This is a genomic window from Nocardiopsis sp. TSRI0078 (genome assembly GCF_001905145.1).
Classification (GTDB): domain Bacteria; phylum Actinomycetota; class Actinomycetes; order Streptosporangiales; family Streptosporangiaceae; genus Nocardiopsis.
This window is the reverse complement of sequence record NZ_LWLB01000036.1, coordinates 73,572-86,283: the sequence shown is the minus strand read 5'-3', so window position 1 is coordinate 86,283 and position 12,712 is coordinate 73,572. Positions and strand designations below refer to the sequence as shown.

The window sequence follows — 12,712 nt, the reverse complement described above, 5'->3', positions numbered from 1 at the left end:
GGGTGAGCCGCCACGGCGCACGCACCGAGCGCGTCCACCGTGTTGACCCGCCGCCGGCACGACCGGCGGCGGGTCCGGCTCCTGGAAGGGACCCCATGAAGTACCTCCTCGTCGCCGCCGCCGTCCTCGCCGTCGCGATCGGAGTCACCGGCGTCGTGTACGGGGAGGCCGACGACTCACCGGGCCTGCAACTCCTGGGCGCCGTGATCGTGGTCGGCGCGAGGACCGTCCGGTGCGGCGTGCAGCGGTAGGCGCGGAGCCGGGGGAGCGCGCACGCGGCCCGGCCTCCGTGAGAGGCGGGTGTGGCCGAGGCCGGTCACCAGCCTCGGACAAAACACGCGTAACACCACATATGTCAGATCTCGCGGTTTTACGATGCTTTGACCGGATACCTTCCTAGTGGCGGCGGAGCGGCCGCGCCGTCTCGGTCCGCGAACCCGTGGGAGGGGCGACTTGCCGGAGAGCACGTACCACCAGATCCACTTCGCCTGGGCCGAGCCCACCCTCCTCGGCCGCGTCGGCCCCGGCCCGGCCGCCTCCTCCCTCCCCGAGTCCGAGCAGCCCGCGCTGCGCTCCTGGCGCGACCGCCTCGTCCCCGCGCTCACCGCCGACTACCGGTCCGCGCTGCCCGACAGCGACCCCGCCGACTATCCCGAGACCCTCTGGGCACGGGCCTACCCCGACGGGCGGGCCGCCCTGGTCTACCGGTGGCCCGGCGACGTCCGGTCCGCGCACGCCTGGGCCCTCGTGGGACCGGCGTACGGCCTCGCACTGCCGCGCGTACTGTCCCTGCACGAGAACCCCAACACCCGCCCCGCCGAGAGCCGGCCGCCGGCACCCGGCTGGGCGACCATGGCCACCCTGCCCGTGCCCGAACCCTGGGAGCGCACCGCGGCCCCCGGAGCGGTACGCACCCGTGACAGGCGCGCGGCCGAGACCACCGTCGAGGACGAGCCGATCCTGGTCGGCGCCGTGGCCGCCGCCCTGTACCGCCCCGACCTGCCGATCCACATCGCCCTGGCGCCCGAGCGCGCCGACCTGTGGCAGGCGGTGCAGCTGCGTTTCCTGTGGGGCGTGCACCGGGTGCTGCACGACGTGCTCACCCCGCCCCGCGCCATCCCCGCGGCCGGGTGGAGCTGGTCGTTCTCCACCTACGACCCGGTGCTGGGCACCGCCGAGGGACAGCACCTGGCCTTCGGCCCGCCGGTCCCCGACGCCCCCGCGCCCTTCCTCGATCCCCCGGCCCCCGACTACCGGAAGGTCGCCGAGGGACTCGTGGCCGTCCTGCGGGAGGAGGGCGGGGACGCGCTCGCCGAGCATCTGCGGGAGCGCGGTGTGCCCGAGGCCCCGACCTTCGCCGACCGCCGCGCCCTGCTCAGTGACTGGCTCGACCCCCGTCCCCGTGCCGCTGACGGCGTTCCCGCCGACGGTGTCGGGGATTCCGAGCGCCTCCCCGACGAAGGGGATCCCGATGCCTGGGCGTCCCTTCCCGACCTGCCCGAGGCGCAGGACCCGGGGGAGGAGACCGGGCCGCAGCCGTCCTTCGGCCCCCGCCCCGCAGAGGAGGGCGCAGTGCCCCCGCGCGCGTCCGGTGCCGACGCGTACGTGCCTGGCGGCCAGCGCTCGCTGAGGGGGATCACCCGGGAGGAGGCCTCCGGCCCCTCCGGCGGGACCGGCACGCCGGGACGCGGCGACGGCCCCGTGGGCCGGGCCGGTGAGGAGGACCCCGCGACGCGCGACGCGTCCGGCGAAGGCTTGATGGCGCGCGAATCGCCGTACGGGGACAACGAGGCGCTCTGGCCCGAGGCCGTCCCCGAACCCGAGCCCCTTCCCGAGGACCCGGAACCCGGCGGATCGGAGGACGGGCCCGGAGCGGGCCCGGACCCGTCCGGTCCGCCCCGGATCTTCGCGGCCCCCGAGCCCCGGGGGCCGCGGGAACCCCGTAGACCGCGCATCGTCCCGGACTCCCCGGAACCGGGGGAGGGGATCCCGGGGCTCCAGGAGGAGGAGCTGGAGGCAGAGGGCGCGGACGTTCCGCCCGTGCCGTCCCAGGACACCTTCGGAACGGGGGGACCGGTCGGTTCGACCCGGACCCCGGAGCCGCCTCCGGAGTCCCTCGAACACCAGGAACCGCCCCCGGAGTCCCCGGCACAGGCAGCGCCCCCGGCGCCGCCCGGCCGAACGGACCGGGCGACCCGGCCGGACGAGTCCGCCGAACCAGCGAGGGGACCCGACCTCACGGACGGGCCCGAGGACCGGACACCCGCCGACGCGCCGCCCCTACCGGTGGTCCCCGGGACCGGGCCGGGCGTCGCGACGGAGGCCCCGCCCGACTACGCGGCCGAGACCGAACCCGAGCCCGGCCAGGGGCCGGGGGAGGACGACTCCGACGGCAACTGGCCCACCCAGTACGTCGACCTTCCCCTGTCCCGGCTGGAGCGCTGGCACTCCAGGCACGGACCCGAGGGCGCGCGCGTCGACGTCGCCGACGCCCGCGCCGCTGTCCGGGCCGAACGCGCCGAGCTCCAGCGGGTCCGCGACGAGCGCGACCGCTACCACGCGGAGGTGCAGGAACTGCGCCGCGAGATCGCACGCCTGGACCGCTCCTGGCTGGAGGGGCCGGGTGGGGGCGACGAGGCCCCCGAGCCGTCCCGCCCCCGCCGCGGGCCCTCCCCCGCCCTGGTCCTGGTCCTCCTGGCCGCCTGCCTCGCCACCGGCCTGGAGGCGGGCGCCCGCCTCGGCCTGGGCATCACGGACCTGTTCGGCCTGCTGGTCGCCGGGATCACCGGCGCCTCCTGAGCGACCCCTCCGGGCGCCGAGCGGGCGGAGGGGACCGGGCCGCGGGAACGGTGACGCGTCCCGGTCCTATCCCTCGGCGAGGCGGCCCAGCACGTCCGGCAGCTCCCCGGTGTGCGCGACCGTCAACCGGCGCGTGGCGCGTGTGACCGCCACGTACAGGTCATTGGCGCCGCGCGGCTGCGCCAGCAGTGCGTCCGGCTCCACGACCACCACCGAGTCGAACTCCAGCCCCTTGGCCCCGGTCGCGGTCAGGACCACCACCGACTCCTCCAGAGCGTCCCGGACCGTGCCCGGACCGCCCGATCCCGGACGGGCGGCCGCGGGCAGCGCCGCCGCCACCTCCTCCACGTGCCGGTCGGCGGTGACCACCGCGACCCTGCCCGCACCGATCGTCCGGACCTCCCCGTCGACCAGCGCGGGCAGCCCCTCCTCCAGCGACGGCAGCCGCACCGCGCACGGAGGATCGCCCTCCTCGCGCACCGACTCGGGCACCTCCTCGTCCGGTGCCGCCTCACGCAGCACGTCGGCGGCCACCGCCATGATCGGTGCCGGGGTCCGGTAGTTCACCCGCAGCCGCTCCACGTGCACCTCGCCCCGCGCGTACGGCTCCAGGGCGGCCGTCCACGACCGGGCCCCCGCCGCGCTGCCGGTCTGTGCCACGTCGCCCACCACGGTCAACGACCGCGTCGGCACCCTGCGCATCACCGTGCGCCAGGCCATCGGCGACAGCTCCTGGGCCTCGTCCACGATGACGTGCCCGTACGTCCACTCCCGGTCCTCGCCCGCGCGGTCGGCCGTGGTGCGCGCCGGACCGGTGTCGCGGTGCCGGGCCGCCATCGCGGCGACGTCCACCGCGTCGGCGTCCAACAGCTGGTCGTCGAACAGGCCGGCGAGCTGCAGGACGCCCTGCGCGTACCGCTCCTCCTCGGCCCGCTCGGCCTCGGCGCGGCGCTCGCGCGCACGCTCGGCACTGTCGTCGTGCCCCAGCAGCTCGGCGGCCTCGTCCAGCAGCGGGACGTCCTCCACGGTCCACGGCGACCCGGGGGAGCGGACCAGGGCCGCGCACGCCTCGGCACCGATCCCGGCCCGGGCCCCGACCCGCTCCAGCGCCCCGGGGTCGGCGAACAGCTCGCTCAGCAGCCGCTGCGGAGTCAGGTGGGGCCACAGCCCGTCCAGCGCCTCCCGCACCGGGTCCTCGTGCCAGAGCCGCTCGCCGACGAAGGCCAGGTCCTCCTCCGCCACGGGGCGGCCCAGCAGCTTCGACTCGGAGCGCGCCAGCTCCTCGAGCAGGGTCCTCACCACGTACTTGCGCGCGGTGTTGTGCCGCAGGCGCAGACCCCGCGCGGTCCGCAGCACGTGCTCGCACAGCGCGCCGGACACGGTGAGCACGCCCGCGTCGGTCTCCACGAACAGGTCCTCGCCGCCGAACGCCTCCTCGGGTGTGCGCTGGCGGTCGGCCACGGCCGCGTGCACCAGGTCGGCCATCCCCGACGAGCCCTTCACCGCGGCGGCCTCGTACGGATCGTGCGCGGAGGCCCTCACTCCCGGGAACAGCTCCCCGACCGTGCGCATGACCACGTCGGTCTCCCCGAGGGAGGGCAGCACGTCGCCGACATAGCGCAGGAACGCCGGGTTGGGCCCCACCACCAGCACCCCGCGCCGCTCCAGCACGTCGCGGTGGGTGTAGAGCAGGTAGGCGGCCCGGTGCAGGGCCGCGACGGTCTTGCCTGTGCCGGGGCCGCCCTGGACCACCAGGACCCCGGACAGCCGGGCGCGGATGACCCTGTCCTGCTCGGTCTGGATGGTGGCGACGATGTCGCCCATGCGCCCGGTCCGCCCCCGGCGCAGTGAGGCGAGCAGCGCCGCCTCGCCGACCAGTTGGCGGCGGTCGGTGTCGGTCAGGCCGTCGGGGTCGAACACGTCGTCGTCGAGTCCGACCACCCTGCGGCGGCGCACCCGCAGGTGGCGGCGGCGGGTGAGCCCGTGCGGGTCGCCGGGGGTGGCGGCGTAGAAGGGGCGTGCGGCCGGAGCACGCCAGTCCACGAGGATGGTCTCGTATTCGGCGTCGCGCAGTCCGATCCGGCCCACGTAGAGGGTCTCGGGCCCCTCACCGGAGGCGCTCCCGTCCTCCGGGGCCAGGTCGACACGGCCGAAGCACAGCCCCTCCTCGACCGACCCGAGCCGGGTCCGGCGGCGGGCCTGCTCGTAGGAGCGCGTCTCGCGTTCCACGGTGGCCGCGAAGCCCCCGCGCTCCTGCAGGTGGGCCGCGGCGAGCTGGTCGGCGGTGTACGCACGCAGGGCGTCCAGGCGCTCGTACATCGCACTGACCCGGGCCTGTTCCACGGCGAGGGCGGCCGACGACGCCTCCTCGGCGTCCACTTGACAGAAACTCATCTGGTTGCTATGCTCCGTAGAGTGGGTTTTTTGTTGCCATATCGAAAAGTGACAGTGAGTTCCACAGCCTAACACGGTGCCGCGCCCCTCACGCGCGCGTCGGCACCCCCGCGTCTCCGTCCGGAGGAACAGGTGCACAGGGAACACGATGCGGTGAATCCCTCCCCAGAGCCCGCCGCACCCGCTACACTCGTGCGCATGCGACACACGACCACCCAGGCCCAGTGGTGGCGCCGCCCCTAGGCGGTGCTCCGAGTGCGCATACCCATGCAGCGACCGCCCCGGACCGGCGGTCGTTTCCTGTTTCACGGCCCCGGCCGGTGTGACCCGCCCCGACCACCGCAGCCAAAGGACCGGCCGTGAACCCCAGCGACGCACAGACCACCACGTACCGCACCCAGGGCGGCGTGACCGTCCACCGCAGCGCGAGCCCCTGCGACCCCGAGATCCTCACCGACCTCGTCCGGTCGGTCGAGTACCGGCGCGGCGGCGTCCTCTCCTCCGGCATGGAGTACCCGGGCCGCTACGACCGCTGGCACCTGGGCTATGTCGATCCCTGCGTGGAGATCACCACGCGCGGGCGTACCGTCACCGCCACCGCGCTCAACGACCGCGGCCGCGTCATGCTGCCCGTCCTGGCCGGGGCCCTGTACTCCGCCGGGACCCCCGACCCCGGCAGCACCATGGCCGACCTCGAACACGGCCGCGTCGCCGTCACCGTCCCCGAGCCCGACCCGGGCGCCTTCTTCACGGAGGAGGAGCGCAGCCGCCGTCCCAGCGTCTTCACCGCACTGCGCGCCGTCCTGGCCGCCCTGCACAGCCCCGAGGACACCAACCTGGGCCTGTACGGCGCCTTCGGCTACGACCTCGCCTTCCAGTTCGAGCCCATCGAGCGGCACATCGACCGCGACCCCGCCGACCGCGACCTGGTCCTGCACCTGCCCGACGCCGTCATCGTCCGCGACCGCAAGCGCGAGACGTGCGTGCGCTACACCTACGACTTCACCGTCCCCGCCGACGGGGACCGCGCCGAGGCCACCACCCGCGGCCTGCCGCGCGAGACCGAGCCCACCCCGCCCGTGGTCGCCACCGAGGTGCCCGAGGGGCCCGAGCCCGGTTCGTACGCGCGCGTCGTGGCCAGGGCCAAGGAGAAGTTCCGCCGCGGCGACCTGTTCGAGGTCGTGCCCGGCCACCGCACCTACGCCCGCTGCTCCTCGCCCGCCCGCTTCTACGAGCTGCTGCGCGAGCGCAACCCCGCCCCCTACGAGTTCTTCTTCAACCTCGGCGAGGGCGAGTACCTGGTCGGGGCCTCCCCGGAGATGTTCGTGCGGGTCAGCGGTGAGCCCGGCACCGGACAGAGGGTCGAGACCTGCCCGATCTCCGGCACCATCCGCCGAGGCGAGGACGCCCTGGGCGATGCCGAGAACATCCAGGAGCTGCTCTCCTCGGTCAAGGAGAAGTCCGAGCTGACCATGTGCACCGACGTGGACCGCAACGACAAGTCCCGCGTGTGCGAGCCGGGCAGCGTCCGGGTCATCGGCCGCCGCCAGATCGAGATGTACTCGCGCCTGATCCACACCGTCGACCACATCGAGGGCACCCTGCGCCACGAGTTCGACGCGCTGGACGCCTTCCTCACCCACATGTGGGCGGTCACCGTCACGGGAGCGCCCAAGACCTGGGCGATGCGGTTCATCGAGCAGAACGAGACCAGTCCCCGCCGCTGGTACGGCGGAGCCGTCGGCGTCCTGAACTTCGACGGTTCCATGAACACCGGTCTCACCCTGCGCACCGCCCACATCCGCGACGGTGTGGCCGCCGTGCGGGCGGGTGCCACCCTGCTCTACGACTCCGACCCCGAGGCCGAGGAGAAGGAGACCTTCCTCAAGGCGCGCGCCCTGCTGGAGACCCTCGCCCTGGGAGAGCGGGCCGAGGAGCCGGAGGAGGGCGCGGAGGAGACCGGCGCGGCCCCCGCCGAACTGCCCGGCCGGGGCATGAGGGTGCTGCTGGTGGACCACGAGGACTCCTTCGTCAACACCCTCGCCGACTACGTGCGCCGCCACGGGGCGGAGGTGACCACCGTCCGCTACGGGTTCGACGCCTCCCTGCTCGACCGGCTCGCCCCCGACCTGGTGGTCATCTCTCCCGGCCCCGGCCTGCCCGTGGACTTCGGGATGTCGGCCCTGCTGGACGAGCTCGCCGCCCGCGGCCTGCCGGTGTTCGGGGTGTGCCTGGGGCTGCAGGGAATGGTGGAGCACGCCGGGGGAGAACTGCGCACCCTGGACGAGCCGGTGCACGGCAAGCCCGGCCGGGTACGGGTGTCCGGAGGAGAGCTCCTGACCGGACTGGACGGCGACGGCGTCTTCCCCGCGGCCCGCTACCACTCCACCTACACCGTCCCCGACCTGGTGAAGCACTTCGAGGTCACCGCCGTCCTGGACGGCGGGGCGGACGAGGAGCCCGTCGTGATGGCGATCGAGGACCCGGCAGCGCGGTGGTACGCGGTCCAGTTCCACCCCGAGTCGATCCTCACCGCGGCCGTCGGCGAGGGCATCGTGGCCCGGGCCCTGCGCCTGGCCCGTGGCTGAGACGGGCCGCCCGCCCCTTCGGCCGCTCTCCGGCGGGATCCGCGCGTGGCGTCGCCCACGCGCGGATTCCCGGCCTCCCCAGGGGTCACGGTCGCCCCGGTACCCCGTACGCGACCCCCCACCTGCGTTGGGACTCCTTTTCCACAAACTCGGCCCGTCAAAAAGTTTGATCAACCCGTTACGGGACAGTGGTTGTGTATGGGTATTTTGCTTACGATCCTCGGAATCATCCTCATCGTCGCCGGCGTTCTCGGGGTGCTGCGCGGGCAGCTGCTCTGGGGCATCATCGCCATTGTCATCGGACTCTTCATCGCACCCGGTTACTTCTACGGTTTCTAGCCCGTGCACCCTTCTCCGGCCGGACGCCACAGGCGAAAGGCACCACAGGCAGTACCGAACACGGGCCGGGCACCCGACCGGTACGATCCGGCGGGAGCCCGGACCGCCCCCTGTACTCGGCCCCCCGCCTGACCGGGCCCGGCCCCGTGTACCCTCGTGTGAGGCTGGTCAGCCCCCGCCCCCATCACGCTCCCGTGCCCCGGAACCCCTGGTCACGGCTGTTCGGCGTGCGCTGCGGGAGCGGGGATCACGAACGGGAGGCATGCTGTGAAGAGGGTCGAGCCGCAGGTCCGTCTGGTGGCGCGTCCGCAGGTGGACTACGACGCCATCGCCGACTACCTCAAGGAGGTCGGGGGAGAGGCGTGGCTGGAGAGGTTCGACCGCGGTGAGCTCGACGCCCACCTCAACGACCCGCAGAACCTCGCCGAGTTCGCCGGGCGGCTGTGCTACCGCTCCTGGGAACCGGGGCTGAACCCCAACGTCACCCGGGTGCGCAAGGACCAGGACGCCTACCTCGGCAACCTCCTGGCCAGCCTGCACGGCTCGGTCCTGGAGCACATCAGCTTCAGTTTCGTCCTGCACAACGTGTCCCGTGTGCTGACCCACGAGCTCATCCGGCACCGCCCGGGCGTGGCCGTCTCGCAGGAGTCCCTGCGTTTCGTGCGCCTGAGCGACCTGCCGTTCTGGTTCCCCGACTGGGCCGAGGAGGACCCGGAACTGATGGAGCGCGCCACGGCGATGCTCCAGCAGATGGAGGAGTTCCAGCTCTGGATGGCCGACCACTTCGGCCTCGACGACGAGGGCGTGAAGTTCGCCGAGAAGAAGCACAAGACCTCGTTCATGCGCCGCTTCGCCCCCGAGGGTGTGGCGACCGGCCTGGTGTGGACCGCCAACGTGCGCACCCTGCGCCACACCCTGGAGGCGCGCACCGCGCCCGGGGCCGAGGAGGAGATCCGCCTGCTGTTCCACCTCGTCGGTGAGGCCCTGCGGGAGGAGGCCCCGGCGCTCTTCGGCGACTACGAGGTGCAGGACGGCGCCTGGGTCCCGCGGTGGCGCAAGGTCTGACCGCCGCAGCCGTGCCCGTCCCCTCCGGGGGCGGGCTTTTTTGTGCATGCAGGAAAGAGCGCCTTTTCTCACGATGAGGGCGCATGGTGGACGCCGTTCCACCGGAACCGACCCGAGTAGCACGCCGCCCAGTGGGAACCGGTGTGCGGGTTTTCGCGGCATCACCCGTAACAGCGAGCGATGACAGCACCCGTGGTCCCACGCGCCCTGGACTCCGCTGTCCCGGAAACGGGCACCTTCCGGGCGATACCAGGTCCTAAGGGCGAAGAAAGTCATGATCCCCTGCGAAGGTCCTGTTTTCATGACTTTCCTTACTCCGGGACTTGCTCTGTTTTGTGACTTGTAGTGGCGGCCCGAAATTACTGTCGCTTTCCTTTGGGGCTGGCCTTTTTGGTGTGGAAGAAGGAAGGATGGCTCAGGCCGCCCCCGCCGCGCCGACGACTCGTGCGGGGCCGCGCCTTTCCCGGAGATGTCCGAAGGGTGAAGGAGGGAAAGTGGAATGAGGGTTCTGGTGTCTGCCGCCGCCGCGTTCGCCTTCGCGGTGGGCGGGACGGTTCTGGGGGCCGTCCCGGCGCACGCCGCCACGGGAGAGGTCGTGGTGTTCACGACCGAGTTCGAGGAGCTGACGCGTTACCCGGATCCCCCCTCGGGCGTGTGCCACTCGCTTCCGGCCACCGCGCACGTGCTGGTCAACCTCACCGACTCCGACGTGAGCATGCACGCCGGCCCGGCCTGTCTGAGCCCCGGCCTCGTGGTCGCCCCCGACCACGGCTGGCACGCTCCGCCCAGCGGGATGTTCAGCTTCTCGGTGTCCTGAACCGGTCCGGTCCCGCGGTGGGCGGACGGCGTCCGCGGAACCGCCCGGCGGGCGTGAACCGCCGCGGCGGGGCCTTTCGGCACCACGGTTCACGAAAGAGGGAACAACCGTTCCCGCAATTCTCACAGGGAGAGGGAAATTCGGTTGTCCGGCGCTTTCGGCGTTTTCGGCGCGGCCAGCGGAATGGACGAAACGTGCGCGGTGGTGCGCCGCGCATCGCGATGAGAAGAAACGGAAAGGTGCCCGTCCGCTATGCTGCACACCTTCTTCGTCGGTCTCGGCAGATCGGGAGAAGGGCTGCACCTGCCGTCGCTCGCCAAGGCGCGGGCCCGGGAACCCGCCCTGTTCGCCCCGGGCCCGGTGGTGGGATACGACCCGTTCCGGACCTCGGCCGAGGGAGTGCTCACGGTCGGCTCCCCGGAGGAGGCGGTGCACCACGCGCCGCCGCGGAGCACCGTGGTCCACCTGTGCACACCGCCGCACCTGCGCTCCGGTCCGCTGGAGCGCTTGGCCGAGCTCGGCTACCGCAAGATCATCGTGGAGAAGCCGCTGGCCCTGGACCTGGTGGGGCTGGCCTCCGTCGCCCGGCTCCGGCGGCGCTGGGGACTGGACATCACCGTCACCACCCAGTGGCTGGACAGCGCGCTCACGCGGCGGCTGCACGCGGTCCTGCGGTCAAGGGCCTTCGGGGACCTGCGCGCCATCACGGTGCTGCAGAACAAGCCCCGTTTCACCCGCACCGCCAAGGCCCCGGGCCACCCCACGGCCTTCGACGTGGAGGTGCCGCACGCGCTGGCCGTGGTGATCACCCTCGCGGGGGAGCGGACCTCGCCTCGGCCTCCCTGGAGGACATGGTGACCGACCGGACGCGGCTGCCCCGGCTGGGCCGCGCACGGCTCAGCCTGAGGCACCACTCGGGGGTGCGCAGCCGGATCGACTCCGACCTGACCTCTCCCGTGCGCGAGCGCCGCATCGTGCTGGAGTTCGACAGGGCCCTGCTCACCGGCCACTACCCGTGCAGCGCGGCCGACCACACGGCCCAGCTGCGGGTGGACGCCCAGGGGTGGGGGCCGATCCGCTCGGTCTTCGACGACGACGCGCTCCCCGCGTTCATCCGGGCCGCCTACACCCGCTACGCCCGGTCCCACGGCACCCCCGGAACGCTCCCGGCCCAGATCGAGGCGGTCCGGCTGCTCACCGAGGCCAAGAGCCTGTGCGCGTCCCGCGCCCGGGGAAAGGAGGCGGACAGTCACGAGAACTGCGCGGGCTGGGCGGGTGAGAGCGCGGAGCGGGCGCTGGATCTGCTGGCCGAGGTGGACAGCCCGGCGCTGCGACTGCTGTTCGACACCGGCAACGGCGTCGCCCACGGATACCGTGCCCCCGAGACGCTGCGCGCCCTCGTCGCGCACGTGGCGCACGTCCACGTCAAGGACGCGGTGACCGGGCCCGGGGGCGAGGTCGGCCACGTGCTCCCCGGCACCGGGGAGGCCGGGGTCGCCGCGTGCCTGGATCTGCTGGCCGAGCACGGTTACGCCGGAGCGCTGTCCATCGAACCCCACCTGCACCTGCGCCCGCACCTGCGGGCCTCGGGAGCCGACCCCGGCCGAGGGGACCGTGCCGCCTTCGTCGCCTACGGGCACGAGCTGGAGCGGCTCATGGCCGGGCAGTGGTACGCGATGTCCGCGCCCCGGAGCGCGGAGGGGGTCCGGGGCGCGCGGCCCTCTCGCCCGACGACCGCGCCCTCCTGGCCCACCCGTCCTTTCGGGCCTGCTCCTGCGCGATCTACTCGGTCCAGGGCCGCCGCCCCCGGTGAGGGCCCGGCCGCACGGCCGTGCCCGCTCGGAACGATCCCGCTCCCGGTGACGCCGCCGACATCTCACAGTGGCACCGGGAGCGGGACCTCCGCCGGGGAGGCCCGGCCGGTCGCCCGCCGTTCGTCGGCGGGGGCCGCTAGGTTCGGGGCACAGGCGCGTTCGCGAAGAGGTGGGGTGGGGCCGTGGGCCGGGCAGGACCGCGTACCGACCGTGGAGGCAGGACCGTCCGGGCGCCCGCTTCGGCGGTCTACCGGGCCATGACCGACCCGGACGCCCTCGCGGCCTGGCTGCCGCCGGAGGGCATGACCGGCCGGATGGAGCGCTTCGAGCCGTGGCCCGGGGGCGGGTTCCGCATGGTGCTGACCTACCTCGACCCGCGGTCCGGACGGGGCAAGACCTCCGAGTCCAGCGACGTCACCGAGGCCGCCTTCGCCGAGCTGGTGCCCGAGGAGCGGATCGTGCAGCGGGTCGCCTTCGAGTCACCGGATCCGGCCTTCGCCGGGACGATGACGATGACCTGGCGGCTCGCCGAGGCACCGGAGGGCACCCTGGTGACCGTCGAGGCCACCGACGTGCCCCCGGGCATCGACCACGCCGTCCACGAGGAGGCCCTCGCCTCGTCCCTGGCCAACCTCGCGGCCCACGTCGAGCGGTGACCCCCGGCCCACCGTGGCGAGCGTCTCAGCCGTCCGCCACGGGTCCTCCGGCCGCCGCCGGCGGGCCGGACCCTTCCCCGAGCCCGGCCGGACCCGCGCCGATCGTGGGCTCGAACACGTCGTGAACGGCGGTCTTTGGACGTTTTCCACAACAGGAACCGCCTAGCGTGTGTTGTCTGCGCCATGGCGCTCGGGGCCGGAAGACGGAAGGGTTGGACTCTGCAGTGGGCCGCCCTGCCG

Annotated in this window: 10 protein-coding genes; 9 read left to right on the top strand and 1 reads right to left on the bottom strand. The window is 73.4% G+C overall.

Annotation, left to right across the window (positions count from 1 at the left end):
* Nucleotides 1–95 precede the first annotated feature (95 nt).
* Together A6A08_RS28375 and A6A08_RS29190 are read left to right on the top strand one after the other, a co-directional pair.
* A complete protein-coding gene (locus A6A08_RS28375; RefSeq protein ID WP_199867037.1) occupies nucleotides 96–251 on the top strand; it encodes a hypothetical protein in 156 nt (51 codons plus the stop codon).
* 202 nt (nucleotides 252–453) lie between these two features.
* The gene (locus A6A08_RS29190; protein ID WP_073705103.1) at nucleotides 454–2,799 is read left to right on the top strand and encodes a hypothetical protein; all 2,346 of its coding nucleotides are present in this window, start codon (nucleotides 454–456) and stop codon (nucleotides 2,797–2,799) included.
* A 66-nt stretch (nucleotides 2,800–2,865) separates the two neighbouring features.
* Here the strand turns inward: A6A08_RS29190 and A6A08_RS24995 are convergent, their stop codons facing one another.
* Nucleotides 2,866–5,193: an ATP-binding domain-containing protein gene (locus tag A6A08_RS24995; RefSeq protein ID WP_073705102.1), complete on the bottom strand. Its 2,328-nt coding sequence runs from the start codon at nucleotides 5,191–5,193 to the stop codon at nucleotides 2,866–2,868.
* A gap of 359 nt (nucleotides 5,194–5,552) precedes the next feature.
* Here A6A08_RS24995 and A6A08_RS24990 point away from each other — a divergent pair, with 359 nt between their 5' ends.
* The 7 genes from A6A08_RS24990 to A6A08_RS24965 all read left to right on the top strand — a co-directional run bounded on the left by A6A08_RS24990 (nucleotide 5,553) and on the right by A6A08_RS24965 (nucleotide 12,472).
* On the top strand, nucleotides 5,553–7,781 hold the full coding sequence (locus A6A08_RS24990) for an anthranilate synthase component I (protein ID WP_073705101.1): 2,229 nt from the start codon (nucleotides 5,553–5,555) through the stop codon (nucleotides 7,779–7,781).
* 198 nt (nucleotides 7,782–7,979) lie between these two features.
* Entirely contained in the window at nucleotides 7,980–8,120 is a 141-nt protein-coding gene (locus A6A08_RS28370) for a GPGG-motif small membrane protein (RefSeq protein WP_199867036.1), read from the top strand.
* A gap of 267 nt (nucleotides 8,121–8,387) precedes the next feature.
* The gene (thyX, locus tag A6A08_RS24985) at nucleotides 8,388–9,185 is read left to right on the top strand and encodes an FAD-dependent thymidylate synthase (protein ID WP_073705100.1); all 798 of its coding nucleotides are present in this window, start codon (nucleotides 8,388–8,390) and stop codon (nucleotides 9,183–9,185) included.
* Nucleotides 9,186–9,684: 499 nt separating this feature from the next.
* Entirely contained in the window at nucleotides 9,685–10,002 is a 318-nt protein-coding gene (locus A6A08_RS24980; RefSeq protein ID WP_073705099.1) for a hypothetical protein, read from the top strand.
* Nucleotides 10,003–10,254: 252 nt separating this feature from the next.
* Nucleotides 10,255–10,860, top strand: coding sequence for a hypothetical protein (locus A6A08_RS28365; RefSeq protein WP_199867050.1), 606 nt, complete (start codon nucleotides 10,255–10,257; stop codon nucleotides 10,858–10,860).
* On the top strand, nucleotides 10,854–12,077 hold the full coding sequence (locus tag A6A08_RS28360) for a sugar phosphate isomerase/epimerase (RefSeq protein WP_242422886.1): 1,224 nt from the start codon (nucleotides 10,854–10,856) through the stop codon (nucleotides 12,075–12,077). Before A6A08_RS28365 ends, A6A08_RS28360 begins: the two co-directional genes overlap by 7 nt.
* Nucleotides 12,074–12,472, top strand: coding sequence for an SRPBCC domain-containing protein (locus tag A6A08_RS24965; protein WP_242422885.1), 399 nt, complete (start codon nucleotides 12,074–12,076; stop codon nucleotides 12,470–12,472). Before A6A08_RS28360 ends, A6A08_RS24965 begins: the two co-directional genes overlap by 4 nt.
* Nucleotides 12,473–12,712 lie beyond the last annotated feature (240 nt).